Consider the following 26,405-nt stretch of genomic DNA (forward strand, 5'->3'; position numbering starts at 1 on the left):
AAATTGATGTTTATGTTAGGAAAAATACAAGTAGGTTATTTAGTCTCGTACGATTATGAACTATTAAAAAATTCGATACCAACAATATACAAAGAATCTAACACTATTTTTTTAGCTATTGATAAGGAACGAAAAACATGGAACGGTGAATTTTTTACTATTGATGATACTTTTTTTGAATGGATTGATGCATTTGATGTTGAAAATAAAATTGTTATATATGAAGATGATTTTTACGTGTCAAGTTTAACTACAATGGAATGCGAGGTTAGAGAAAGAAAAATGCTTTCCGATAAAATGGGAATAGGAAATTGGTTAATTCAAATTGATGCAGATGAATACTTTTTAGATTTTTCAGGTTTTATAAATGATCTTAGGAAGTATGATTCTTTTTTGAAAAACCCAAAAGAAAATCCTGTTCAAATAGGTTGTTTTTTAACTCACTTGTACAAATACACTAATGAAGGAATATTGTATGTTGAAAATCTTACAAGAGTTTTACTTGCTACAAACTATCCAAATTACAAAGTAGGTAGAAAGACAAAAGCAAGGGTAATTTACACGGATAAAATTCTTTTGCATGAATGTTTATCAAGAACCGAAGACCAATTAGCTTTCAAATTAAAAAATTGGGGACATAATGTACAAATTAATAACTCTTTCTTTGAAAAATGGAAATTAGTAAATCAAGAAAATTATAAAACATTTAAAGATTTTTATTACATAGAAGCTGATACATGGAAAACTTTAGGTTATTTTCCTACAAAAAATATAGATGAAATTAAAAACTATGTTAGTAATAATAAAGTACTTAGAATTTCATCACTTTATCTTTTTTTTAAAAATTTCGGACAATGGTTTAAGTATTTAGCTAAATAATATTTTTGCTTTTATTAAAACAATCGACTAATCTTATAATAAAACAATTGAAAAGAACTATAATTTTTAATACGTCATTGATAACCAATCAAAAGGAGTTAATTGATATCATTGAAAGCTTCAATTCAAAAGGAATTCTTTTTGGTGACGGAGTGCGAAACAAAATAAAACTTTTTGAATTAGAAGGGGAAACGATAAATATCAAATCTTTCAAAACCCCAAATCTGATCAATAGAATTGCCTACAAATATTTCAGAAAATCTAAAGCCAGACGTTCTTTCGAATATGCAGCTATTTTATTAGAAAAGGGAATTGGTACGCCACAACCTATAGCTTGTGCTGAAAATTTCACTTTGTTGGGATTACAAGAAAGTTTTTATATCAGTGAGCATCTTCAGGCAGAGTTAACTTTCAGAGAATTAGTGCTACAACCTGATTATCCGGATCATGAGAATATCTTGCGGCAGTTTACCCGATTTACATTTGATTTACATCAAAAAGGAATTGAGTTTTTAGATCATTCTCCAGGAAATACTTTGATTAAAAAAGCAGATGATGGAAGCTATAGTTTCTACCTAGTTGATTTAAATAGAATGAATTTCCATCAGTTTATGGACTTCGAGCTACGCATGAAAAATTTCAACAGGCTTACGCCAAAAAAAGAAATGCTGGCAATAATGAGTGATGAATATGCCAAACTTTACAATAAGAAATACGATGAAGTTTTTGTAAAAATGTGCTTTTATACCAATGATTTTCAAATGAAATTTCATAGAAAAATTGCTCGTAAAAAGAAATTATTGTTTTGGAGATAACTGTTGTTGTCTTTTCCAAAGTTGTTCTAATTCTTGATATCGGATGTGAATTGAATTGGCGTTTAAATAGCAAATAATCAAGCCTTTTTTTCCGTCAAGAAATCCTAATCGGAGAATGTAATTGAACAAAAAATTATAAGCAGGATGTAAAAAATGTAATAAAACCGAAGGCTTTTGCTTTTTTAAAAACTTCTCCTGAGCTTTGAATTCCCCATACCGAATCGTTTTCGATTTATACGCTTGAAAATTAGCATAGGAATAATGAATCAGTTTGTTTTTTAGAACACCTATTTTTCCATTCACTTTTAATTTTTCATGAACAAGCCGGTCTGTGGTATATTCAGCTTGATTTTTATTAAAAAGCCTAAATATTTTATCATTCTGATTCCCGCTGAAATGCAATACTTTGCCTTCAAACATAAAAGTTCTGTAGAAAAGAAAAGCCGAAAAGGTTTCATTGGTTTTTATTGTGGCTATAATTTCATTCTTTAATGCAGGAGTCAGTCTTTCATCTGCATCCAAAAATAAAATCCAGTCATTTTTTGCATGTAAAATAGCAAAGTTCCTTTGAGAAGAATAGTTTTTAAATTTATTTTGAATGAAAGTGACTTTTTCAAATGATTTACAAATAGCTTCTGTTTTATCGGTACTGAATGAATCGACAACAATAATTTCATCAGCAAAATCTAAATCAACCAAAAGTGGCTTAATTTGATTTTCCTCGTTTAATGTAATTATTAAAACTGAAATGTTCGTGTTGTGATTGTATTTCATTAATTTTTGAATGTTTTACAAAAATAGAATATTATTCTAAATGTGTTTCCAAGAAAGTATGTAAAGCAGGAATAATCAACTCGGGAGTAAACTCTTTGTAAAACGCAATGGTTTCTTTTTTTATGATTTTAGCCGTTTTGCCTTCAAATAAATCAGGTTTAAACTCTTGTAAATGCAGAGAAACATGATTAATTCCATCTTCAAATGTGGCCCATCCTTTTTTGTCAATCCAAGGCGAAAAAATAATAAAAGAGGGTTTTTCTAATGCTTTTGCCATATTTATTGCCCCGCCATCGTTGCCAATTATCATATCACAATGATTCATGATGGCGATAAACTCTCGAATGTTTTTTCCTAAGAGGGAGAAATAAATTTTTTGTCTAGTACTTTCTTTACACCCATTGTAAATTGTTTTTGCATCTTCAATTTGCTTTGGAAAATAATTAAAAAGAATATTCACATCTTCCTTATCTGCAATAAAATCGACTAATTGAGACATATATTCCAACGAATAGGTTTTGTCTGGACTGCTTCCAATTATGCTGACCATAACTGTTTTTTTAGATTGGTCTATACCGTGAGATTCAAAAAGTGAACTAGCAAAATCATTCTCTACTTTTGTGACATAAATTCTGGGAAATGTTTCTAATTCAATATCCAGATGCAAAGGATTTAGCAATGCTAATCGCTGTTCAATTATTAAACCTAAATTGGTATTGGTCGTTTTTTTTCTAATCACCGTATCCGTATAAAGAAAGTCTCTTCCTTTTTTCCAATACGATATTTTTTGTTTTGCACCCGATAACAATACGACAAGCCAGCTTTCTAATTTGGAATACGCATCTATAATAATATCATATTTTTCAGTTCGAATGGATTTCAATAATTTAAAATATTCCCATTTGCTTTTTTGATGTTTTTCCTGGAAAAGGATGAGATTATCGAAACTTGTATTTCCTTGTAAAACAGCAATGGTAGATTCGTAAACCATATAATCAATTTGCGCTTTTGGGTAGGCTTTGCGCAAATTATTGCATAATATGGAGCTTACTAAAACATCTCCAATCATTTTTTGTTGAATTACAAGTATTTTCATTTGAAGTAAATTTGAAAAGTTATGCTTTTGTTTTCAAGTAATTCATTGCACGAGGACTAATCCAGGTTTGTTTTCGTAGGACATTTAAATAATAAATGGATAAATTTTTAAGCATCAATCGATTCACTTTCAATTTTGGAATAAAAAATAAAAACACGCTTAAAAGCGACAAAAATAGTTTCTCACTAAGAACTCCTAAAATTAATAATGTATGTAAATAGAGTTGTATTCCTGTTGAAAATTGATTGCTGATGTACACGTGTTTTGAGATGATCACTTCTGTTTTCGTGAGTGCTTTTGTCTTTACATTTAATCGGGATGCACCACCATGTTGATGGAAAATAGTAGCTTTTCGGGTAACGGCAACTTTTCCATCCGTATCAGAAATTTTTTTACAAAGTGCAACATCTTCAAAATAAAGCCAAAAATCTTCATTCCAGCCTTGAATTTTGTTAAACCATTCTCGGCTTATGAAAATGACCGCTCCGGTAACCCAATCTGGGTAAAACAACTCATTGTTGTTATTAAAACGTTTTTCTAATTTTGCCTTATTCAGTTTTCTAAAAATAGATCTTGACACTCCGAAAAATCGTCCTAAAGCCGGAAATAAATTGTTTTGTTTGTAAAAAACTTCGTTTTCGTTTATTTGTAAACAGGATAAAATTCCAATTTCTGGATGGGAAACAGCCGTTTCTAAAAGAATTTCAAGGGCTTCAAGAGTAAGTTTTGTATCTGGATTTAAAAAAAGGAAATGGTTTCCCGTAGCAATGCTTGCACCAAAGTTGCAACCATTTGAGAAACCATTATTACCAGTGTTTTCTATAAATGTAAACTTGGAATATTTTTGTTTAAAAATGTTGAATTGTCCGTCATTCGAAAAATTATCAACAATGATGACTTCGAATGAGAATGTTTTCGAAATAATTGTATCAATGGATTCTAAACATTCGTCTAAGGCTTTCCAACCACGGTAATTGACAATAATTATTGAAATATCCAATAGGTCTTTTTATAAAGATTTTTAAACGAATACGGATTAAACCGCTACGTCATATTCACGTAAAGCATTGTTCAATGATGTTTTCAAATCAGTTGAAGGTTTACGAGTTCCAATGATTAAAGCACAAGGAACCTGGAAGTCTCCTGCTGGAAATTTCTTAGTGTAACTTCCTGGAATCACAACGGAACGGGCAGGAACATATCCCTTCATTTCAACGGGAGTTTCTCCGGTTACATCAATAATTTTTGTGGAGGCAGTCAGGCAAACATTGGCACCAAGTACAGCTTCTTTCCCAACATGTACCCCTTCAACTACGATACATCGGGAACCAATGAAAGCGCCGTCTTCAATAATTACAGGAGCCGCTTGCAAAGGTTCAAGTACGCCACCAATACCAACGCCACCGCTTAAGTGTACGTTTTTACCTATTTGAGCACAACTACCTACGGTTGCCCATGTGTCTACCATAGTTCCTTCGTCTACATAAGCACCAATGTTTACATAACTTGGCATCAAGATAACACCACTGGAAATATAAGCACCGTAACGCGCTACTGCGTTAGGAACAACACGAATTCCTTTCTCGGCATAGCCTCTTTTCAATAACATTTTGTCATGGTATTCGAAAATTCCAGACTCTAATGTTTCCATTTTTTGAATAGGGAAATACATTACTACTGCTTTTTTTACCCATTCGTTTACTTGCCATCCCTCTCCAACTGGTTCAGCAACACGTAATTTTCCGGTATCTAATAATTCAATAACTGCTCTGATAGCATCAGTTGTTGTAGTTTCTTGTAACAAAGCACGGTTTTCCCAAGCTTGTTCTATAATCGGCTGTAATGGATTCATTTTTGATAGATTTTTGACAAAGATAGGGTTTTTAACTAAAAGCAAAAAGTCAAATTAATTTGAAAATGTTATATATTTGTACTTTAAATTGTAGGTACTATGGAAACCATTAGATTAGAATTTCAACCCGAAATCAAAGCCAAAATTCTGGAGTTATTGAGTTCCTTTTCATCAGATGAACTTACAATAGTTCAGGAAAGGTCAATTTTTGAAGAAGAAAAAAGAATGCTTCAGTCCAGGATTGATAAGATTGATAATGGTACTGCTGTATATTCTACTTTTGAGGAATTGGATATTTTGCTGGAAAAAACGATATCAAAATATGAGGATTAAATTAACTATCGAATTTAATCATGATTTAGATGTTATAATTGATTTCATTTCAAAAGACAAACCGCTTACTGCAAGAAAATTTAAAATTGCATTGATAAAAAACATAAAAAAAGATATGCAGCAGCCTTTTCTTTTCAAAAAATCAATTTATTTTGATAATGAAAACACAAGAGATTATGTTTTTAAAGGTTATACAATCGTTTTTAAAGTTGATGTTGCACACGAAACTGTTTTAGTTGTGGCAATTTTGAAACATAGGAATTCGTTTTAAGTAAAAATAGTATGGAAACCATTAGATTAGAATTTCAACCCGAAATCAAAGCCAAAATTCTGGAGTTATTGAGTTTCTTTTCATCAGATGAACTTACAATAGTAAATAGTACAGGAAGATGAGGCGTTTACTAGAAATAAAAAAAAGTAGACGCTTCACTAGAAAAAAATCATAATGGTACTGCAAAACTTCATACAATATACTAAGTTGATGCATCTCTTGATAAAGTGATTTCAAAACATGAAAATTAATTATTCTGATTTTTTTTATGGATTTAGCCGATTAAGCTCAATATGTTTGTAAAACTTCTTATAAATGCCTAGAATTCTCTCCATAGACTACGGTCAAAAACGAACCGGAATAGCGGTAACTGATGAAATGCAAATTATAGCTTCGGGTTTAACCACAATCCCATCGGCAACTGCAATTGCTTTTTTGAAGGATTATTTTTCCAAAGAAAAAGTAGAAGCCGTTCTTATTGGTGAACCCAAACAAATGAATGGCGAACCCTCAGAAAGTGCTTCGATTATTAAAGGATTTGTCACGCACTTTACCAATCATTTTCCGGAGATGAAAGTCATTCGGGTTGATGAACGGTTTACTTCAAAAATGGCTTTTCAATCCATGATAGATAGCGGCCTGAGTAAGAAACAGCGTCAAAACAAAGCACTTATTGACGAAATATCGGCCACGATTATGCTTCAGGACTATTTGACCAGGAAAAAATTTTAAAATCAGTGTAAAAAAGCTATTTTTTTGCTAAAACGGTTTGATAAATGTAACTTTTGAGGTAAAATTTATGCTTTTTTTTGTGAATATATCATTTACCTTTGCACTTTAAAATCTAGTTATGCCTGACACAACCATACGTACAAATAGTGAAGTAGTTCTTATTGGAGCTGGAATTATGAGCGCCACGCTGGGCTTAATCCTAAAAGAACTGCAACCGGATATAAAAATTGAAATTTACGAACGATTAGATAGAGCGGCGGCTGAAAGCTCTGATGCATGGAATAATGCAGGAACTGGACATGCTGCTTTTTGTGAACTCAATTACACTCCCGTAGGACCTGATGGAAGCATCAGCCCAAAAAAAGCGATCAGTATCGCGGAGTCTTTCGAAGTTTCCAGACAGTTCTGGGCATATCTCGTTCAAGAAAACAGAGTTCCTTCTCCTGAAAATTTTATTAAAAGCATTCCCCACATAAGTTTTGTATGGGGAGAAAAAAATGTAGCTTATCTTAAAAAAAGATTTGACGCGTTGCATTTGAATCCTCTTTTTAAGCAAATGGTTTTTAGTACTGATTTTGCACAATTAAAAGAATGGATGCCGCTGGTTATGGAAGGGAGATCAGAAACCGAAAAAGTGGCCGCCAGTTCAATGGCAATTGGGACAGATGTAAATTTTGGAGAATTGACACGAAGTATTTTTGGTTATTTAGCAAAACTAGATGGGGTTACCATTCATTATAACCACGAAGTTCAAAAATTAAAACAACGAGAAGATAAGTTATGGCGCATAAAAATCACTGATTTAGCTTCCGGTCAAAAGAGAAAAACATACTCTAAATTTGTTTTCATTGGTGCTGGGGGTGGTTCCTTGCCATTATTAGAAAAAGCAAATGTGCCCGAAGGAAAAGGCTATGGCGGTTTCCCGGTGAGCGGACAATGGCTAAAATGCACAAATCCGGAAGTGATTGCAAAACACCAGGCTAAAGTATATGGTAAGGCAAGCGTGGGAGCACCACCAATGTCTGTACCACATATTGATTCCCGAATGATAAATGGAGAAAAGCAATTGCTTTTTGGTCCTTTTGCGGGTTTTTCGACTAGGTTTTTAAAAAATGGCTCCTATTCAGATTTACCTTTATCGATAAAATCAGATAATATTATTCCAATGTTAGCCGCAGGTATTAAGAATATACCCCTTACCAAATATTTAATTGAGCAAGTGCGCCAATCCCCTAAAGACCGAATTAATGCGTTAAGAGAATATGTTCCCAAGGCACGATCCAAAGACTGGAAAATTGAACGTGCCGGACAACGGGTACAAGTGATAAAAAAAGACGAAAAAGAAGGAGGCATACTGGAGTTTGGTACCGAAGTAATTACCACTGCAGATGGATCTTTATCCGTTTTGCTGGGTGCTTCTCCAGGTGCTTCAACAGCAGTTTCTATTATGATAGATTTGATAGGAAGATGTTTCAAAGAGGAAATTAAAACGGCGGAGTGGCAGGAGAAATTAAAAATCATGATTCCTTCTTATGGTCAAAATCTCAATGAAGATCCAATTTTATTAGAGAAAATCAGAAAAGAAACGGCTGCCGTCCTAAAACTGAATAATTAGAAAGTCAGCACAAAAATAAAAAGCGTTTGAATTAGATAAGAATCTGGTTCAAGCGCTTTTCTTGTTAAGATTCCTTTAATGCTGTTGTGGTTTTTAAAATAGTTTCGGATAAACTGGTCAGCCAGATTAATTGTTCGATTACCAATTGTGCTTCTTGCATTTTCAATTGAAAAGCCTTTTCATCAATAGGAATTCCTGCTTTCAATTCTCGGGCACGTATATTTTTCAATTCGGTAAAACGTAGCGCTAAATCCTCTTTGGGAAGGTTTTCTTTTAGCTTGAAATCATTTTCCTTCAAAAGTGCAATAGCCTCATCCAGATTTCTAATCACAGTATCCACCACCACATTGAATGCTTCAGATGCGGAGGTTGTTTTATGGGATTGAATGTAAGTTCCTAAAGACGCTAATGAGGAGAGAAGAGAGTGATTTAATACCGTTAGTTTATAGACTTTAGGCAGCTGTTTTTGTTTTGATTTAGGCTCTTGTGCCATTCTCTGAAAAGAAGCCATTAAATTCCCAATCTCGATGAAAGCATTTTTACGAGCCAAGCGGTACGATGTAGAAACGGTTCCTTTTTTATTATAAAAAATTGAAATTTCCTTCAGGTAATTTTGATTGGCATTGATGGATTTTTCTAAATGCATGGGCATGTTTAAAAATTCCCAAGAAGGCCATAAAAAATGATTGGCCAAAAAAGCAAGACCGGCACCTACAATGGTGTCCAGTATTCTAAATTGAACAAGATCCCCTATGTTAGGAGTCACAATTCCATAAATAAAAACAACATACATGGTTACAAATGTGGCACTGACTTTGTAATTTGTTTGGGTAAAAGAGAATCCTAAAAGCAAGCAAAGAATAGAAAGAATACTGATTATAATGTTGTCTTTGACAAAGAAAAGAATTCCAAAGGCAATTAATCCACCTAAAACAGTACCTAGAATTCTATGAAAAGAACGTTGTTTAGTCAAGCCGTAACCGGGTCGCATGATAACGATAATAGTTAATAAAATCCAGTATACATTATGAAAAGGCAGTATTTTTCCAATAATAAAACCAACTAATAGCGCTATTGTTAATCGTAAGGAATGCCTGAAAATAGTGGAGGAAAAACTCAGATTCTCTGTCAAAGTACGCCACGGATAATACTGCGGCGTTAAGAATTTTTCTAAATCGGTATCGATTCCTGTAAAATCCTGTAAATTAACAATTGAGGTAAAAGCACGTTCTACAATTTTTATTTTCTCGACTTGCTTTTCCGCATATTCCAGCATAGTGGTAAGCATAAAAACGCCTTCTGAGGCAGAATTTTTCCCTAAATCTTTTTCATAATCAGTGATCGCCAGCTGTAAGGCGTTCAAATCGTTTAGCAATGTGTGTTTTGGAATATAATTCGTTCGTTTTTTTACACTTTTGGATAATTGCTTTAAACTTGTGGCCAGATTGTAGGCTAAGTTTTGATACGTCAGCAAGACCCTTGGATGATTGTCGAATTTTCGGTGCAATTTATCATGGTCAAATGACGTAGACAATGCCACTTCAAGGATTTCTACCATTGCTATAAAAACAAGCAACATTTTTCGATTTTGATTAGAAGAACCTGCGCTGATATGGCTGTTAATCAATACTTCTCTTATGTTTTGATGAATTGTGTTCAACTCGACCTGAAGGTTTAACTGCTTTTCAATAATTGCTTTTTTATCTGCATCTATGGTCCATAAATCTCCTCTTAGTTTCAAATATTTAGCCGTAAGTTTGATGCATTCAGCAATTTGTAATTCGATGTAGCGATGTGGTCTGATGTAGTGAAAAATAAGGGAAACAACGAGGTAGAATAATCCTCCTGCTAGAATCAAACCCGAATGTTGCACCATTGCCCAACCGGTATTTATATTAGAAAATGTCAAGGAGAGTGAAATCAGGGTGGAGAAAGAAACCATTGTAGCTCGTTGTCCGTAAACGGATAACATGGATGTCAGGAAAACCAACAGGGCTAAAAAAGGATAAAAAATCCAAGAATACGGATAAATTATATTTACTAGCAAATTCACACCAGCAACAAGAATGGTGGCTACAAGAATCCCGTTGACTTTATGTTTCAGACTACTTGGAATGTCACTGGGATAAGTAAAAAAGGCTCCAAGAGCTATTGTAAAACCTACTTCGAATTTGCCAAAAAAAGAAAACAGCATCACCGGAATTACAGTGGCGATAGTTACTTTTAGGGCATTAGTGAAATACGTCGTATCAGTAAATTTTTGGATTTTATGAATCATACAATTGCATTGTTTGCAAAGGTAAGGATTGTAAGAATTTTTAAAGGGAATACTATCGGTCTTTTAACCTAAATTTTAAATAGTGATGAATTATCATTAGAGCATTATTCATTGGCTATTTTTTTACTATTTTTGCAGACCGAATTAAAAGAGAACTTATTTCGATTTTAATAGCTAATATTTAATACAACACGAATGATTTTACCAATTATAGGATATGGTGATCCAGTTTTAAGAAAAATAGGGGAAGTTCTCTCACCAGAACATCCAAACTTGAAAGAAACGATTGCCAATATGTATGAAACAATGTATAATGCCTATGGTGTGGGTCTTGCTGCACCACAAGTAGGATTAGCGCTTCGTTTATTTGTAATCGACACGACTCCTTTTAGCGACGATGAGGAATTAGAAGATGCAGAACAAAAAGAATTAAAAGGATTCAAAAAAACCTTTATCAATGCAAAAATGATACAAGAAGAAGGTGAAGAATGGAGTTTCAATGAAGGCTGTCTGAGTATTCCGGATGTCAGAGAGGATGTTTATAGAAATCCAACCATAACAATTGAGTATTGCGAAGAGGATTTTGTAATGAAAACCGAAGTTTTTGACGGATTAATCGCCAGAGTAATCCAACATGAATACGATCATATTGAAGGAATTTTATTCACCGATAAAATTTCATCATTAAAAAAACGATTGATTCAAAAGAAACTGAAAAACATTTTAGAGGGAAAAACATTCCAAGACTACCGAATGAAATTCTTTGCCAAAAAAGGAAGATAAAACAGCTTTTTAACTTCGCTTGGTATGATTTTTGGTTTCAAATAAAAATAAATAAGTCAAATTCTTAATAATAATTCCACAATAACATGAATTTAGAAAAAATATTAGCCATTTCTGGGAAACCAGGTTTATATGTATTGAAAGTGCAAACAAGAACCGGATTTGTAGCAGAATCATTAGCGGATGGAAAAAAAATCACCGTAAACTTGAAAAGCAATGTAAGCTTACTATCGGAAATTTCAATTTATACCTATGAAGGCGAAAAACCTTTAGCTGAAATCATGCAAAAAATTGCTGATAAAGAAAGCAAAGGTGCGGCAATATCCCATAAAGAAGACAACACTACATTGATGGCTTATTTCAAAGAAGTTTTACCTGATTATGATGAAGAAAGAGTATATCCTTCTGATATCAAAAAAGTGCTGAACTGGTATAATATGCTTCAAGCAAAAGGACTTGTTACTGATGAAGCTCCTGCTGCTGCAGTGACAGAAGAGGTTACAGCCGAAGAAACTCCAGTAGCGGAAGTTAACGCTCCGGCTAAAAAAGCAAAAGCTAAAAAAGAATAATCATATTTTAAAATACTATTTAATCCTGTTCAGTTGTTTTTCTGAACAGGATTTTTTTATTTTTACCAAAAACTATCCCTAATGAATTCAAGACAAAACCAACTGCAAGCTTTCGAACGAGTATTAGATATTATGGATGATTTGCGTGAAAAATGTCCTTGGGACAAAAAGCAAACTATGCAAACCTTGCGCCATCTTACCATTGAAGAAACCTATGAATTAGGCGATGCTATTTTAGACAATGATTTGAACGAAGTCAAAAAAGAATTGGGTGATTTGTTGTTGCATATTGTTTTTTATGCCAAAATAGGAAGCGAGACGAACGATTTTGACATTGCTGATGTGTGTAATGAAATTTGTGAAAAGCTAATTCACCGTCATCCCCATATTTACAGTGATGTGGTGGTAAAAGACGAGGAAGAAGTGAAACAAAACTGGGAAAAACTAAAACTCAAAGAAGGCAGAAAGTCCGTTCTGGAAGGTGTTCCAAGAAGTTTACCCGCATTAGTAAAAGCAAGCCGAATCCAGGAAAAAGTAAAAGGAGTGGGTTTTGATTGGGAAGAATCGCATCAGGTTTGGGATAAGGTTCAAGAAGAATTAGACGAATTACACGTTGAGGTTGAAGCAGGAGATCAGGATAAAATTGAAGCCGAATTTGGGGATGTTTTATTTTCAATGATCAATTATGCCCGATTTTTAAATGTAAATCCAGAAGATGCTTTGGAACGAACCAATAAAAAATTTATCAAGCGCTTTCAATATTTGGAAAGTAAAGCAGGAGAATTGGGAAAACCTTTAATGGATATGACACTTGCTGAAATGGATGTTTTTTGGGAAGAAGCGAAGAAACTATAGTGTTTATTATTAAATAATTAAATTAGGATCACTTATAAAATTATCCAATGCCAGAAAATAAAACCGAGTTAAAACGTTCTTTAGGATTAATCGATGCCACGAGTTTAGTTGCCGGTTCCATGATAGGATCCGGAATTTTCATTGTAACATCAGCCATGGCAAGAGATATTGGTTCTGCTGCCTGGTTATTAGTTATTTGGTTGGTAACGGGATTAATCACGGTTGCCGCGGCATTGAGTTATGGAGAATTGGCAGGAATGATGCCTAATGCGGGCGGACAATTTGTGTATATTCAACGCGCTTATGGGCGATTGGTTTCTTTCCTGTATGGTTGGACTGTTTTTACAGTAATTCAAACGGGAGTTATTGCGGCTATAGCGGTTACTTTTGCGAATTATGCCGCTATCTTCTTTCCTGTTTTAGATCAAACTCTTTTTAGGGTTGGTACTGGTTTTATTTTTTCGTATCAAAAAGTATTGGCTATTTTTAGTATAATCCTGTTAACCTACATCAATACCAAAGGAGTAGAAAGCGGAAAAACAGTTCAGTTGCTCTTTACTTCGGCAAAATTAATAGCGCTTTTTGCCTTGATAATTTTAGGATTATACGTGGGTCTGCAAACGGATGTTTTGTCCAATAATTTCGCAACTATGTGGGAAGCCAGCAAAACGGTAGTCAATCCTGATGGAACAATTACAGTAACAAAATTAGCAGGAATGGCTATTTTGGGAGCAGCAGGAGCTACCATTATTAATTCCTTGTTTTCTAGTGATGCTTGGAATAATGTCACTTTCATTGCAGGGGAAATTAAAGAACCTAAAAAGAATATCCCCCGTAGTTTGTTTCTTGGAACCTTAATTGTTACTGTTATTTATGTTTTAGCAAATCTGGCGTACTTGGCTTTATTGCCAATGCAGGGAGCTCCAAACGCTGCTGATATTGCCAGTAACGGAATCATGTTTGCCAGTAATGATAGAGTAGGAGCGGCCGCAGCAAGTATGATTATGGGAAATGTAGGTGTTTTTGTAATGGCTGCATTGATTATGGTTTCTACTTTTGGATGCAACAGCGGATTGATTCTTTCGGGAGGACGATTATTTTTTGCTATGGCAAAAGACGGACTTTTTTTTAAACAGGCTACAGAACTGAATAAAAACCAGGTTCCGGCCAAAGCATTGTGGGTGCAATGCATTTGGGCTTGTATGCTTTGTGTTTCAGGAAAATTCGGGGACTTATTAACCTATGCTACTTTTGCGTCATTGTTGTTTTATATCCTGACTATTCTGGGAGTTTTCATTCTTAGAAAAAAAGAACCCAATGCCGATAGGCCTTATAAAGCGTTTGGATATCCGGTTGTACCCGCACTTTATATTGTGGTGACATCAGCCATTTGTCTGACTTTACTGATTTATGACACCTTCAATACGGGATTGGGATTGTGCATTGTGGCGTTAGGAATTCCGGTGTATTATTTTGTAATGAACAAGAAAGAGTAAAGCAAATGGAATTAATTAGCTAATTTTTTGAGTGAATTGATGTCTTTTTAAAACGATTTTTTTACCGGTTAATTCAATCAATCCTAGTTTTTTTAAATCCGAAAGTAAACGGATACAGCTTTCAGTGGCTGTTCCAATCATGCTGGCTAGTTCATTTCTCTAAAGTTGTACTTTTAAGGAGTTATCTTCGTTTTTTCTAAAGGTGTGATGCAAATAGAGAAGCGTCCCGGCTAATCTTCCCTTGACTGTTTTTTGGGCTAAATGCACCATGTGATCGTCGGCTTCTTTTAGATCACCGCAAATGCTTTTCATCACATTCATCGAAAACTGATTGTTCTTGCCAAAGCATCCCATCACTTCTGATTTTGGAATACAAATACCATCTTTTAGACAGTAATACCATTTACATTCTCTCCCTCTTCAAATGTAACCGCTCCTTTTTTACTACTATGGGAGGTTTTACAATAAGAAAGTTTTAGTAATTCGTCTTTTGTTAAGGTTTTTAAAGAGCTAAATTCTCTGACGATACATTGTTCGCATTTGCTCATATTCTTTGGTATTAAAAGGCAAATGGATATGCAAACTGATACCTTCAGAACGATTGCTCTCTGTGAAAGATTTCTTCAAAATTTCTTCTGAAAAATCCATTTCATCCTAATTAGGATAACTGGTGTATTTTGGTTCCGAAACATTGTATTTTTGTATTAAGGAATTTTTCATGGCAAAATCATTTATAGTTAGTCAAAAGTAAAGCGACTGTTCACATATTAAAATGACAATTATCATATTGAAAAAAACTTTTACAAAAAAAAGAGGCTTCAAAAGCCTCTTCACAAAGAAATTTGTTCTTTAAATAGTAATGCAATCCTGAATCATTTTTATCCATTTTTTAGCTATTTGATGATCTTCATGCAAACAAACCTGACCTATTTGATCATTCTCAATTGTGTAAAATGGAATGGTGTCTGTTTTTTTACCTTCTTTATAGTGAAATTGAAATTCAATTTTTACTATCGTATCGCTGTTATTCTCCGTTGTTGGAATCAGTTTACAGGATTGAATTGTATTTAAATCTACAAAAGAAACAACTTCTTCTTTAGCATTAAAATCCATCAAAAGAAACCCTTTGTTTTTTTGGTCTAAAGCCAATACTTTTTTGTTTTGTGTTTCCATTAACTCAAAATTAAAGCGATTGTTTTGACTGAATTTCTGTTTTATTGATTTAATTTTTGTTTTATTTAGTGAACTATACCGAATGGAATAGAAATGGGGATGGCGATTATTAACGTTAGTACCAGGCCAATTATAGTTACGGATGTATCCATTTTTTTTATTTTTTTTAGATTTATAATGCAGGATTAATTGAACTGAAAACTAAAAAGGAATCAATTCAAAATAGAAGATAAATATATTCTTCTAATTAGGGTTTCAGTGCTTTAAATTACCAGAAAAAATGAAAAGGAAAGAGTAAGAGCGAAACCATTTCACAACGGTTGATGTCTTGTTTTGCAAAATGAATAATGTACTTAGAGGCTTTAAAATTTGGAACAGCTACCAAGTAATTTTCGTAAAAATTACTAACGTTAGGATCAATAGAACGATCATGTAAAGCAAATACAGTATGTACCTGTGGTTGAATAAAAGCTGAAGAATGAATGCTGTCAGCAGAAAAGAATGAATGTGACTTTTCTGTTTGAATTGAATCCAATGAAATAGCATTTGCATTAAAAGCAAATAACAGAGCTATTGAAAAGCCAATAAAAAAGACAGTTTTCTGAATCCATTTCATTTTGTAAACATAAAAAAGGAGACTGACTTTATGAAATTTTTTTTAATAAATGATCGTTAAATGTTAAAATCAGCTAAGTCGTGTCTCCCCATAAAAAAACCTCGAGCAGTTTATTCTCGAGGTTTTGATCACCAGTATGTGCTGAAATTTATTCGGTTTTTAAGTTTCGTAATTGTTTGAGTTTTTCTTTCCAAACATCAAGACTCTCTTTATGAATAGCAATGTTTTTACGAACTTCTAATACGATGGAATTTTCTTTTTTTGCATTTCTGGTATTGGTAAAAAACTGAATGTTATTTTCCAATTGAAAAATTTCATTTTGAACTTCATCAATTTTACGCATTACAAAAATCTTTTCATTATCTAATTTGCGCGTATCATGGCTTTCTGACAAATGATCCATTCTGTTTGAGAAACGCAACATATCAGTGTCTTTTTTACTCAAACTTAATTTTTCAAAAAGGGCATCCAGTATTTTGTTGAATTTTCCCTCAATATGTCTTCTTGTGAACGGTACTTTACCAAAGTTTTTCCAGGTTTCAATATGCAATTTTATGGAGTCTAAATCTGTTTTATGGTCTCCGATCAATTGGAACTCTCTTAAGGTTTCCAAGTAGGTTTTTTTAGCATCAAAAGCGGCTACTTCTTCCCCATTTTCCTCATTTTTTTGCTCTTTTAATTTGTCAAAATAATGATTGCAGGCATCCTTAAACTCTTTCCATATTTTATCCGAATATTTTCTTGGTACATGCCCTATTTGTTTCCATTCATCCTGAATTTGTTTCATGATAGGAGTTGTAGCATCAAAATCAGTGCTTTCCTGCAATTCTTTGGCTTTAGCTACAAGAGCTGTTTTCTTGCTTAAATTGTCGTTTTGGTCTTTCTTAATGTCTTTATAAAATGAATTTTTGAAAGAATTGAAATTTCTTACAGCAGTTTTAAAACTGGCCCAAGTATCCTCATTTACCTCCGATGGCACTTTTCCGGCAGAGAAGAAAGCAGTTCTCAAGGCTTCTACCTTTTCTATTTGAGCTAGCCATTGAGAATGTGCATTCACTTTCTCGGTCGCCAAAACTTCAATATGAGCAATAATTTCTTTTTTCTTTTCTAAATTCTCTTGTTCAGTTCCTCTTTGATTTTCGAATAAAACTTCCCGTTTATCATGCATTTGCTTGGTCAAATCACTGAATTTATTCCAAATATCATCTCGATGTTCTCTGGAAACCGGTCCAATATCCTCCTTCCAGATTCGATGTAAATCCTGTAGTTCTCTGAAGGCTTTGTTAATATCAGCTTCAGTGACCAATTCTTCAACACGCGCTACAATTTTTTGTTTTTGTTCTAAGTTGTGTTTGAAATCCAAATCTCTCGCTTCCCGGTCTAAATGCAGATAATCATAGAAATTTTCCACATGAAAATGGAAGTTATTCCACACGTGGTTGTATTTGTCCTTAGGAATTGGCCCGGCAGTTTTCCATCGTTCTCTTAAATCATTAAAATGTTTTAAGGTGTCTTTGATGTTTTCCTGAGGGTTAATCAACTCTTTTAATTCCTCAACAATGGCCAAACGATTTTCTAAATTTGTTTTTAGATTCGTTTGCAAGCTCTTGAAATGGGTATTTTTAGTATCTCTAAAAAGAGAGTAATAAGTATCAAATTGAGATTTAAACGGAGAATGATATTGAAATTCTTCGTTAGGGTCTTGATTTTCTGCTAGAAATTCTTCTTTTTTTTCTTCGAGGAGGTGGTTGTATTTAGCTAAAAATGCTTTTTTAATTTCTTCAATATGCTGCTTAAAAGTCAAAATTTTGTCGCTGGAAACTAAATTTTTCAGTTCGTTGACCAATACTTCAAGTGATAAGGTATCATAATCCTGCATCGGAATATCGTGACTTTCTTTGAGTGTTTCGTCTTCACTTTCAGCTGCATTTGTTTGTGTAATGGCATGAAGCGCAGTTGTATTTGCTGTTTCTGGCGCTATTACATTCTCTTCGGCGGGAACAGCAGCTTCGGGTTCATTTGTTGGATCAGTGGCGTGAGTTGCTAAAACGTTTGATTCTAATGAATTAGATTCAACAGTATTTTTGTCTAATTTTCCGTCTGCTTCAGGCAGGTTATCATTCTTTTCTTCTAACATTTTTTCAATGTGTAAGGTTTCTAAATAGATTCAACTCGAAAGATACTAAAGCAGTATGAAAATACAAAACAAAAACTTAATTTATAGTCATTTTAGGTTAAATGGCTTTTTTTTGGAGCTATTTCCTGCTGTCCGCTGTATTCCCAATTAATAAAAACTACGGCTGAAAAGCCTTGTTTTTCTAAATCGGGAGATGCCGCTTCCATCAGGGCTAGGCATTTGGGTTAAAATTATGAATTGTTTTCAAAAAAAAGTCCCACCGAAGCAGGACTAAAGATTTTCATCTACGGCATATAGCCTTATTGTGATAAGATTAAAGATTAGAAATTTTAATCAGTTGTAAATATACCTATAAAATAATTAGGATACAATGAGGGAAACCGTAAAGCAGGTAATTATTTTCTCCGTAGCTTTAAAAATTCTTACAAAATACAGATTGTTATGGCAAAAATATTAGGATTGGATTTAGGGACAAATAGCATTGGGTGGGCTTTGATTGATGATAAATTGAATGAAATTATAGGAATTGGAAGTAGAATCTTTCCAATGGGTGTTGAGAATTTGGGAGATGGAGATAATGAAATTTCCAAAAATGCAAGTAGAACTGGAGCAAGAGGTGTACGACGCCAATTTTTTAGAAGGAGATTAAGGAAGAGAATATTGTTAAGATCACTCTCGGAAAATAATATGTGTCCTATGGTTGCGCATGATTTTGAAGATTGGAAAATAACCAAACAATTTCCATCTGAAAAATTAGCTGTCTGGTTTGCGTTAAATCCTTATGAATTAAGACAGAATGCATTGACTAATAAATTATCATTGGAAGAAATTGGTCGAATTTTTTATCACTTAATTCAAAGAAGAGGTTTTTTAAGCAATAGTAGAAAAGGAGGAAGCGATGATGGAGCTATTTTTAAAGGAAACGCCAAAGAGGGAAAAATTGGAATTGATGATACATTAGAAAGTATTGAAGGCAAATCTTTAGGTTCTTATTTGTTTGAAATTTATCCAAAAGAAAACCAGCCTTTTCAGGATGGACTAGAAAGAATCCGAAATAGATATACAACTCGAAAAATGTATATTGATGAATTTGAGCTAATTTGGGATACACAAGCCAAATTTCATTCCGTTTTAAATAATGATTTGAAAACTCTTTTTGGGGGTAGAAAACAAGACAATTACAAAGAAGATGGTATTCTATTTCATCAACGACCATTGCGTTCCCAAAAGCATTTGGTTGGGAATTGTTCGTTCGAAACTTCAAAAACCAAATGCCCTATAAGTGCTATTCCTGTTGAAATGTTTAGAATTTGGCAGTGGGTGAATACCGTGGAATACAACGGAACTAAAATTTCTAAATACGAAAAGGACAAACTAATTGACCTATTGCTTTTATCTGATAAAATTGAGTTTAAGAAATTACGAAAAGTAATTGGCAAAGAAAGTGCCGAATTCAAATTCAATTATAAAGATGATGATCAAATAGTTGGAACACATACTATTTCTAATTTATCTAACAAAAAATTCTTTGGTAAAAAATGGTTTGAGTTTTCTGAGAAAGAGCAAGAAGATATTTGGCACGTTTTGTATTTTTTTGACAGTAAATCGAATCTTAAAGACTACGCCATCAAGAATTGGTATTTTAATGAAGAACAGGCAATCGCCATTTCAAAATTTAATGTAAAAGATGGCTATGCAAGTTTGAGCCGAAAAGCAATTGGAAATATTTTGCCATTTCTTCAGCTAGGATACACCTATGATGTGGCTGTTGTTATGGGTGGAATTAAAAATACTTTTGGAGACAAATGGCAAAATGATTCATCAGAAAATAATCAAATACAACTAGATTTAATTGATAATGTTGAAGGAATTGTTCGGTCTAAAATTTCGGGTGGTTTTATAGATACGATTAAAGAGTTACTTCGGAAGGACTTTTTATTAAATGACAAACAATTAAAAAAACTATATCACCATTCTGCAACAATTGATGTTACAGCATTACTAGATAAACTGCCAATTGGCAAAGGTGCCGACAAGGAAATTCAAGCTATCAGAAATCCTATTGTAATAACAGCTTTGTTTGAATTGCGAAAATTAGTCAATGAATTAATTGAAGAGCATGGGGAATTGGACGAGATAAAAGTAGAAATGGCTCGTGATTTGAAAATATCTAAATCGCAACGAAATAAAATTCGTAGAGATCAAAAACGCTTAGAACGAGAAAATGATAGAGTTAAAAGTGAAGTAGAAAAATACACAAGAGTTTCACATGATAACATTTTGAAATTTAAACTTTGGGAAGAATGTAAGCAAACTTGTCCTTATACTGGCGTTACAATTCCGGTTAGTAAGCTTTTTACTGGCGAAGTCCAAATAGAGCATATCCATCCGTGGAGTCGTTCGCTAAACGACAGTTTCAATAATAAAACATTGTGTTATGCTGATGAAAACAGACGAAAAGGAGATAAAACACCTTTTGAATTTTATGGAAATGATGAATTAGATTGGATTTCCAGAAAAGAACGAGCTTTGAAATTGTTTTCTGATACTAAGGAATATCCAAATGCTTACCAAAAATTCAAGCGATTTGTACAAACAAAATTTGATGATGATTTTTCATCAAGACAATTAAATGACACAAGATTTATAAGCAAAGAAGCTTCAACGTATTTGAAACAAATTTGTAAAAAAGTAAATGTTTCTCCTGGACAAATGACCGCTAACTTGCGTCAAAAATGGGGACTGAATACTGTTTTGAATGATGAAAATGCTAAAACTCGTGAAGACCATCGTCATCACGCCATTGATGCTTTGGTTATGGCTTGTGGCAAGACTAGTTATTTGCAGGAATTATCAAAATGGAATCGTTACAATAGAAACTACGATTTAAAAGATTTTCCAATGCCTTGGGAAACGTTCCGATTTGATGCAGAAAAAGCAGTAGATAAAATCTTGATCTCGCACAAACGTATTGCTAAAGACATAACTGTTAGATATACAAAAGTGGAGAAAAACGGCGTAACTCATATCAATAAAGGGGTTGCAGCAAGAGGACAATTGCATAAAGAAACTGTTTTTGGAAAACGAAACTTTAATGGAGACGAAGCCTTTCATGTTAGGAAATCAATAGATAGTTTAACAACAGAAAAGCAATTAGAAAAAGTAGTTGATGAAGCTATTAGAAAGTTAATTCATAAAAGGATTCAAGAATTAGGCGGATTTGTTAAAGGCACAATTCCTGCAAATATTTTTTTTATTGTTGATGAAAACGGAGTAAAGCAACCACAAATTTTCTTGCCTAATAGAAATGGTGCGCCAGTTCCTATTTTAAAAATAAGAATGAAAGAAAATATTGGTGGAGCAGAAAAATTAAAGGACAATGTAAACCAATGGGTAAATCCTAGAAATAATCATCATGTTTTAATTTATAAAGATGAAAAAGGAAATCTAAAAGAAGAGGTAGTAACTTTTTGGACAGTTGTGGAAAGAAAGAGAACTGGACAAGCAGCATATCAATTACCTCCTGATGGAAAAGAAATAGTTGCAACGTTGCATATTAATGATATGTTTTTACTGGGATTACGAGATGAAGAGATCAATTGGGAAAGTCCCGATTTTGAAGTTTTAAAAGAGCATTTATTTAAAATTCAGACATTATCTGAAATGTATTATGAATTTAGATTGAGTTCAGACGCGACACAAAATAAAGACACAAAATCATCTGTATTTAGAAGAATTAGTAGCTTTAAAGGTTGGGAAATTTTTAATCCAATAAAAGTAAAAATTTCAGTTTCTGGAAAAATTTCTAAACTTTAATTAGAATTAAATAAACTATGGTGTATATTTACACCACTAAAAGTTTTTATTATGTCAAGACAAAGTATCACATTAGCCAATCAAAACGATGAATGGTTAAAGCAACAAGTAGCCAACGAAGAATTTACCAGCAAAAGTGAGGCTGTAAATTATTTAATTAAGCTAGCGCGTGAACGCGAAGCGTACCATGAATATGTTCAAATGAAAATTGATAGAGGATTGAAAAGTGGTCTTACGCCGAAGCAAACAAAAGAAGAAATGTTAGCTGAGTTTAAAAAAAGATTAAAAGTTGTATAATTATTTTTTGACTCATGAAGCCAAAGAAGATTTATTGAGGATTTATGAATTTGGAATTCACAGATTCGGAGAAATCCAAGCGGATAAATATATAATAATGCTTCATGATTGTTTTGACAAAATCGCTTCCAATCCATTTATGTTTCCTGTTGTTTCCAAATATAAAAATGTTGAACGATTTTGTGTTTGTGGAGTTGATACCATTTACTTCAATATCAAAGAAGACGAAATTGAAATCATTACAATCATCGGAAGACAAGATTTTTAAAAGTTCTTTGACATACAGTTTTTCATTGTCTTAAACAGCCAAACCACAACTGAAAGATACGGCATCCGCCCAGCAGGGATGCAGTAGCTTTCAGTTGTGGTTTGATTAAAGATTAGAAAACACGATATTAGATCATGTTTTTATGAGGTTTAATGATACGTTGTGGTTTGATTAAAGATTAGAAAACACGATATTGATCTATTAAAACTAATGCGGTAGCGTCCGGTTGTGGTTTGATTAAAGATTAGAAAACACGATATTATAATCTACCTTTTTGAGTACCTAAAGACGGTTGTGGTTTGATTAAAGATTAGAAAACACGATATTGCTATTGATTGGAGTGATAAGTTTAATGACGTTGTGGTTTGATTAAAGATTAGAAAACACGATATTTCACGTCACCAATTATGCCGTGCTTCTCTGGTTGTGGTTTGATTAAAGATTAGAAAACACGATATTACAATGTTCGGTTTGATAAAGAAACCCATCGTTGTGGTTTGATTAAAGATTAGAAAACACGATATTAGCTATATTTTTAAGATAATCAGCACCACGTTGTGGTTTGATTAAAGATTAGAAAACACGATATTACCTTACTTGACTTGCAATGTATTCCAATTGTTGTGGTTTGATTAAAGATTAGAAAACACGATATTAATTGAACGACACTTGACCCGCTATATACTGTTGTGGTTTGATTAAAGATTAGAAAACACGATATTTGTTGCAATTAGATTCCATTCTTTCAAAAGGTTGTGGTTTGATTAAAGATTAGAAAACACGATATTTTGAAGCGATAGAATTATATTCTGGGTTTAGTTGTGGTTTGATTAAAGATTAGAAAACACGATATTTAACTAATTCAAACGAACCGGAATTGACCTGTTGTGGTTTGATTAAAGATTAGAAAACACGATATTGTATCACCGAAGCGAGGGAATCTAATAAGGGTTGTGGTTTGATTAAAGATTAGAAAACACGATATTTCACGTCACCAATTATGCCGTGCTTCTCTGGTTGTGGTTTGATTAAAGATTAGAAAACACGATATTGGACTTAAGTAATTCATACCTTACCATTTAGTTGTGGTTTGATTAAAGATTAGAAAACACGATATTTATTTCAATGAATTAAAAAGAGTTTCTAAAGTTGTGGTTTGATTAAAGATTAGAAAACACGATATTAGGATCTTTCAACATTATCTCGTCAATCTGGTTGTGGTTTGATTAAAGATTAGAAAACACGATATTTCGTTCGTCTCTCCTATCGTATGCGTTGTAGTTGTGGTTTGATTAAAGATTAGAAAACACGATATTCTAAAGGCTGTGCTTTCACTTGCGAAATTAGTTGTGGTTTGATTAAAGATTAGAAAACACGATATTAATTCATTATAAACAGTTCCTGACCATCTAGTTGTGGTTTGATTAAAGATTAGAAAACACGATATTCTCAGTAACACCAGCCGAAGCTAATACGTAGTTGTGGTTTGATTAAAGATTAGAAAACACGATATTTCCGGTCTTAAATAAACGTCATACGATACTGTTGTGGTTTGATTAAAGATTAGAAAACACGATATTTGCCTGTTCTTCATAGTCAAGTCTTATCAAGTTGTGGTTTGATTAAAGATTAGAAAACACGATATTAAAAGGATCGAATTACGCTACTCCAACAAGTTGTGGTTTGATTAAAGATTAGAAAACACGATATTAATGTTCTTTCACGAAACCTTTAGCGTATTGTTGTGGTTTGATTAAAGATTAGAAAACACGATATTCTACAACACCTTTAAACGCAAATTCAGCCAGTTGTGGTTTGATTAAAGATTAGAAAACACGATATTTCGATTGTCTACAATGTCGTGAGCGATGTGTTGTGGTTTGATTAAAGATTAGAAAACACGATATTCACTGATGCCAACAGTACATAAGCGTAAGTGTTGTGGTTTGATTAAAGATTAGAAAACACGATATTAATATGACTGGAAAACCTTTTTCCGAAATGTTGTGGTTTGATTAAAGATTAGAAAACACGATATTTCTCATTTTTAGCGTTATTTAGTTGTTGTTGTTGTGGTTTGATTAAAGATTAGAAAACACGATATTTGATAAGTTTTTTATAGTAGTTACTCCTGGTTGTGGTTTGATTAAAGATTAGAAAACACGATATTCAAGTCAGGATTTAGCCGAGGCCGAAGCTAGTTGTGGTTTGATTAAAGATTAGAAAACACGATATTTATTTCAATGAATTAAAAAGAGTTTCTAAGGTTGTGGTTTGATTAAAGATTAGAAAACACGATATTCAATAAAGTTAGGGCCAACAATCCAAATATGTTGTGGTTTGATTAAAGATTAGAAAACACGATATTAAAGTTCGAATGATAATAAAAGCCGTAGCAGTTGTGGTTTGATTAAAGATTAGAAAACACGATATTTGCCGAAAAATTAGCAAGTGCAAACGAGGCGTTGTGGTTTGATTAAAGATTAGAAAACACGATATTTCTTTGCTGCGCCACCTCCAGCTTCGCCAGTTGTGGTTTGATTAAAGATTAGAAAACACGATATTCACAACTCATACCGTCAAAGAACGATAGTAGTTGTGGTTTGATTAAAGATTAGAAAACACGATATTAAAAGGGGTTGTCAAATATTCAAATATCAAGTTGTGGTTTGATTAAAGATTAGAAAACACGATATTAAGATGCTGTACTAGCTCCAGGAGTTGCCAGTTGTGGTTTGATTAAAGATTAGAAAACACGATATTCAATTAGCAGAAATGATGCAGGATAATGGTGTTGTGGTTTGATTAAAGATTAGAAAACACGATATTGAAGACTAATGGCTTTCGTGAGAACGACGGGTTGTGGTTTGATTAAAGATTAGAAAACACGATATTACCCATCGCATCTTTGATTAACATACCTGGTTGTGGTTTGATTAAAGATTAGAAAACACGATATTAACTATTGATAATGTAATAAGAGACAGCCTGTTGTGGTTTGATTAAAGATTAGAAAACACGATATTAGTTGGCTTGTTACCTTCTAATTATCAAAGGAATATGGGTGAATGTCGTATAGAAAAATGCCTCTTTTTTGGATTGATATCCCAATATTGAGGCATTTTTTTATTTCTATCAATAAAAATTCGATAAATGGTAGTAGAATCATAGTAAGAGGCAAGATTCAATGATTAATTTTTAGTGCAATCTGCAGGGACAGGTCGCGACCTGTCCGTACGTTAGAGATTAGTCGCAAAATAATTTATATTTTTTTACGATTTGTGTGCAAGATAGGAAATGTTGTTTTGAGAATGTGAATAGGGCAGGGACAGGTCGCGACCTGTCCGTACGTTAGAGATTAGTCGCAAAATAATTTATATTTTTTTACGATTTGTGTGTAGGATAGGAAATGTTGTTTAGGGAATGTGAATAGGGCAGGAATAGGGCAGGGACAGGTCGCGACCTGTCCGTACGTTAGTAATTAGTCGCAAAATAATTTATATTTTTTTACGATTTGTGTGTAGGATAGGAAATGTTGTTTAGGGAATGTGAATAGGGCAGGAATAGGGCAGGGATAGGTCGCGACCTGTCCGTACGTTAGAGATTAGTCGCAAAATAATTTATATTTCGTTACGATTTGTGTGCAAGATAGGAAATGTTGTTTTGAGAATGTGAATAGGGCAGGGACAGGTCGCGACCTGTCCGTACGTTAGAGATTAGTCGCAAAATAATTTATATTTTTTTACGATT

21 protein-coding genes, 2 pseudogenes and 1 CRISPR repeat array are annotated in these 26,405 nt (G+C 33.3%); of the genes and pseudogenes, 13 read left to right on the forward strand and 10 right to left on the reverse strand.

The annotated features are described in order from the left end of the window. Window positions 1-12: 12 nt before the first annotated feature. Window positions 13-879 carry a hypothetical protein gene (locus EKM01_RS12030; protein ID WP_233584054.1) on the forward strand — a complete coding sequence of 289 codons (867 nt, stop codon included), beginning with the start codon at window positions 13-15 and terminating at the stop codon, window positions 877-879. A gap of 47 nt (window positions 880-926) precedes the next feature. Continuing rightward, window positions 927-1,694: a lipopolysaccharide kinase InaA family protein gene (locus EKM01_RS12035; protein ID WP_233589324.1), complete on the forward strand. Its 768-nt coding sequence runs from the start codon at window positions 927-929 to the stop codon at window positions 1,692-1,694. Here the strand turns inward: EKM01_RS12035 and EKM01_RS12040 are convergent. The 4 genes from EKM01_RS12040 to EKM01_RS12055 are packed head-to-tail and all read right to left on the reverse strand — an operon-like array spanning window position 1,677 to window position 5,416. Beyond that, window positions 1,677-2,468: a glycosyltransferase family 2 protein gene (locus EKM01_RS12040; RefSeq protein ID WP_126768543.1), complete on the reverse strand. Its 792-nt coding sequence runs from the start codon at window positions 2,466-2,468 to the stop codon at window positions 1,677-1,679. The genes EKM01_RS12035 and EKM01_RS12040 overlap by 18 nt on opposite strands. Window positions 2,469-2,499: 31 nt before the next feature. Then, a complete protein-coding gene (locus tag EKM01_RS12045; RefSeq protein ID WP_233579278.1) occupies window positions 2,500-3,564 on the reverse strand; it encodes a glycosyltransferase family 9 protein in 1,065 nt (354 codons plus the stop codon). A 19-nt stretch (window positions 3,565-3,583) separates the two neighbouring features. Beyond that, entirely contained in the window at window positions 3,584-4,564 is a 981-nt protein-coding gene (locus tag EKM01_RS12050; protein ID WP_126563929.1) for a glycosyltransferase family 2 protein, read from the reverse strand. A 36-nt stretch (window positions 4,565-4,600) separates the two neighbouring features. Further along, complete coding sequence (locus EKM01_RS12055; protein WP_126460476.1) at window positions 4,601-5,416, reverse strand: 2,3,4,5-tetrahydropyridine-2,6-dicarboxylate N-succinyltransferase; 816 nt, start codon at window positions 5,414-5,416, stop codon at window positions 4,601-4,603. Window positions 5,417-5,515: 99 nt separating this feature from the next. Here EKM01_RS12055 and EKM01_RS12060 point away from each other — a divergent pair, with 99 nt between their 5' ends. The 4 genes from EKM01_RS12060 (at window position 5,516) to EKM01_RS12080 (ending at window position 8,367) form a co-directional block, all read left to right on the forward strand. Beyond that, entirely contained in the window at window positions 5,516-5,749 is a 234-nt protein-coding gene (locus EKM01_RS12060; protein WP_126460479.1) for a hypothetical protein, read from the forward strand. Next, a complete protein-coding gene (locus EKM01_RS12065; RefSeq protein WP_126460482.1) occupies window positions 5,739-6,020 on the forward strand; it encodes a type II toxin-antitoxin system RelE/ParE family toxin in 282 nt (93 codons plus the stop codon). The genes EKM01_RS12060 and EKM01_RS12065 overlap by 11 nt, the downstream gene beginning before the upstream one ends. A gap of 315 nt (window positions 6,021-6,335) precedes the next feature. After that, window positions 6,336-6,752 (forward strand): Holliday junction resolvase RuvX, encoded by a 417-nt coding sequence (ruvX, locus tag EKM01_RS12075; protein ID WP_126768544.1) that lies wholly within the window; start codon window positions 6,336-6,338, stop codon window positions 6,750-6,752. 118 nt (window positions 6,753-6,870) lie between these two features. Then, complete coding sequence (locus EKM01_RS12080) at window positions 6,871-8,367, forward strand: malate:quinone oxidoreductase (protein WP_126515525.1); 1,497 nt, start codon at window positions 6,871-6,873, stop codon at window positions 8,365-8,367. A gap of 64 nt (window positions 8,368-8,431) precedes the next feature. Here EKM01_RS12080 and EKM01_RS12085 read toward each other — a convergent pair whose 3' ends face one another. Then, window positions 8,432-10,645 carry an FUSC family membrane protein gene (locus tag EKM01_RS12085; RefSeq protein ID WP_126768545.1) on the reverse strand — a complete coding sequence of 738 codons (2,214 nt, stop codon included), beginning with the start codon at window positions 10,643-10,645 and terminating at the stop codon, window positions 8,432-8,434. Between the two features lie 195 nt (window positions 10,646-10,840). On the opposite strand from EKM01_RS12085, the gene def reads away from it, so the two are divergent. The 4 genes from def to EKM01_RS12105 all read left to right on the forward strand — a co-directional run bounded on the left by def (window position 10,841) and on the right by EKM01_RS12105 (window position 14,348). Further along, complete coding sequence (gene def / locus EKM01_RS12090; protein ID WP_126563930.1) at window positions 10,841-11,428, forward strand: peptide deformylase; 588 nt, start codon at window positions 10,841-10,843, stop codon at window positions 11,426-11,428. 86 nt (window positions 11,429-11,514) lie between these two features. Continuing rightward, window positions 11,515-11,997, forward strand: coding sequence for a DUF5606 domain-containing protein (locus EKM01_RS12095; protein ID WP_126568354.1), 483 nt, complete (start codon window positions 11,515-11,517; stop codon window positions 11,995-11,997). Window positions 11,998-12,078: 81 nt separating this feature from the next. Then, window positions 12,079-12,852, forward strand: coding sequence for a nucleoside triphosphate pyrophosphohydrolase (gene mazG, locus EKM01_RS12100; RefSeq protein ID WP_126561896.1), 774 nt, complete (start codon window positions 12,079-12,081; stop codon window positions 12,850-12,852). Between the two features lie 47 nt (window positions 12,853-12,899). Beyond that, window positions 12,900-14,348, forward strand: a complete 1,449-nt coding sequence (locus EKM01_RS12105; protein WP_126561895.1) for an APC family permease — start codon at window positions 12,900-12,902, stop codon at window positions 14,346-14,348. A gap of 11 nt (window positions 14,349-14,359) precedes the next feature. Here EKM01_RS12105 and EKM01_RS12110 read toward each other — a convergent pair. From EKM01_RS12110 to EKM01_RS12130, 5 genes and pseudogenes are all read right to left on the reverse strand, one after another. Continuing rightward, a pseudogene (locus EKM01_RS12110) lies at window positions 14,360-14,896 on the reverse strand (Crp/Fnr family transcriptional regulator). Window positions 14,897-14,909: 13 nt separating this feature from the next. Further along, a pseudogene (locus EKM01_RS14860) lies at window positions 14,910-15,068 on the reverse strand (coproporphyrinogen III oxidase); the annotation flags it as partial. 129 nt (window positions 15,069-15,197) lie between these two features. Then, the gene (locus tag EKM01_RS12120) at window positions 15,198-15,521 is read right to left on the reverse strand and encodes a hypothetical protein (RefSeq protein WP_233589325.1); all 324 of its coding nucleotides are present in this window, start codon (window positions 15,519-15,521) and stop codon (window positions 15,198-15,200) included. Window positions 15,522-15,789: 268 nt separating this feature from the next. Next, entirely contained in the window at window positions 15,790-16,137 is a 348-nt protein-coding gene (locus EKM01_RS12125; protein WP_126460509.1) for a hypothetical protein, read from the reverse strand. A 148-nt stretch (window positions 16,138-16,285) separates the two neighbouring features. After that, a complete protein-coding gene (locus tag EKM01_RS12130) occupies window positions 16,286-18,274 on the reverse strand; it encodes a DUF349 domain-containing protein (protein ID WP_126768546.1) in 1,989 nt (662 codons plus the stop codon). Between the two features lie 441 nt (window positions 18,275-18,715). On the opposite strand from EKM01_RS12130, the gene cas9 reads away from it, so the two are divergent. From cas9 to EKM01_RS12145, 3 genes are read left to right on the forward strand one after another with little or no spacing between them, the layout of a single operon-like run. Then, a complete protein-coding gene (cas9, locus tag EKM01_RS12135) occupies window positions 18,716-22,090 on the forward strand; it encodes a type II CRISPR RNA-guided endonuclease Cas9 (RefSeq protein WP_126768547.1) in 3,375 nt (1,124 codons plus the stop codon). A 51-nt stretch (window positions 22,091-22,141) separates the two neighbouring features. Next, entirely contained in the window at window positions 22,142-22,387 is a 246-nt protein-coding gene (locus tag EKM01_RS12140) for a CopG family transcriptional regulator (protein ID WP_126768548.1), read from the forward strand. Then, window positions 22,380-22,655, forward strand: a complete 276-nt coding sequence (locus EKM01_RS12145) for a type II toxin-antitoxin system RelE/ParE family toxin (protein WP_126768549.1) — start codon at window positions 22,380-22,382, stop codon at window positions 22,653-22,655. The genes EKM01_RS12140 and EKM01_RS12145 overlap by 8 nt, the downstream gene beginning before the upstream one ends. Window positions 22,656-22,748: 93 nt before the next feature. Continuing rightward, window positions 22,749-25,681: a CRISPR direct-repeat array (repeat unit 36 nt; unit sequence GTTGTGGTTTGATTAAAGATTAGAAAACACGATATT). Window positions 25,682-26,405: the final 724 nt, after the last annotated feature.

Source organism: Flavobacterium sp. RSP46, assembly GCF_003984825.1.
Lineage (GTDB): Bacteria > Bacteroidota > Bacteroidia > Flavobacteriales > Flavobacteriaceae > Flavobacterium.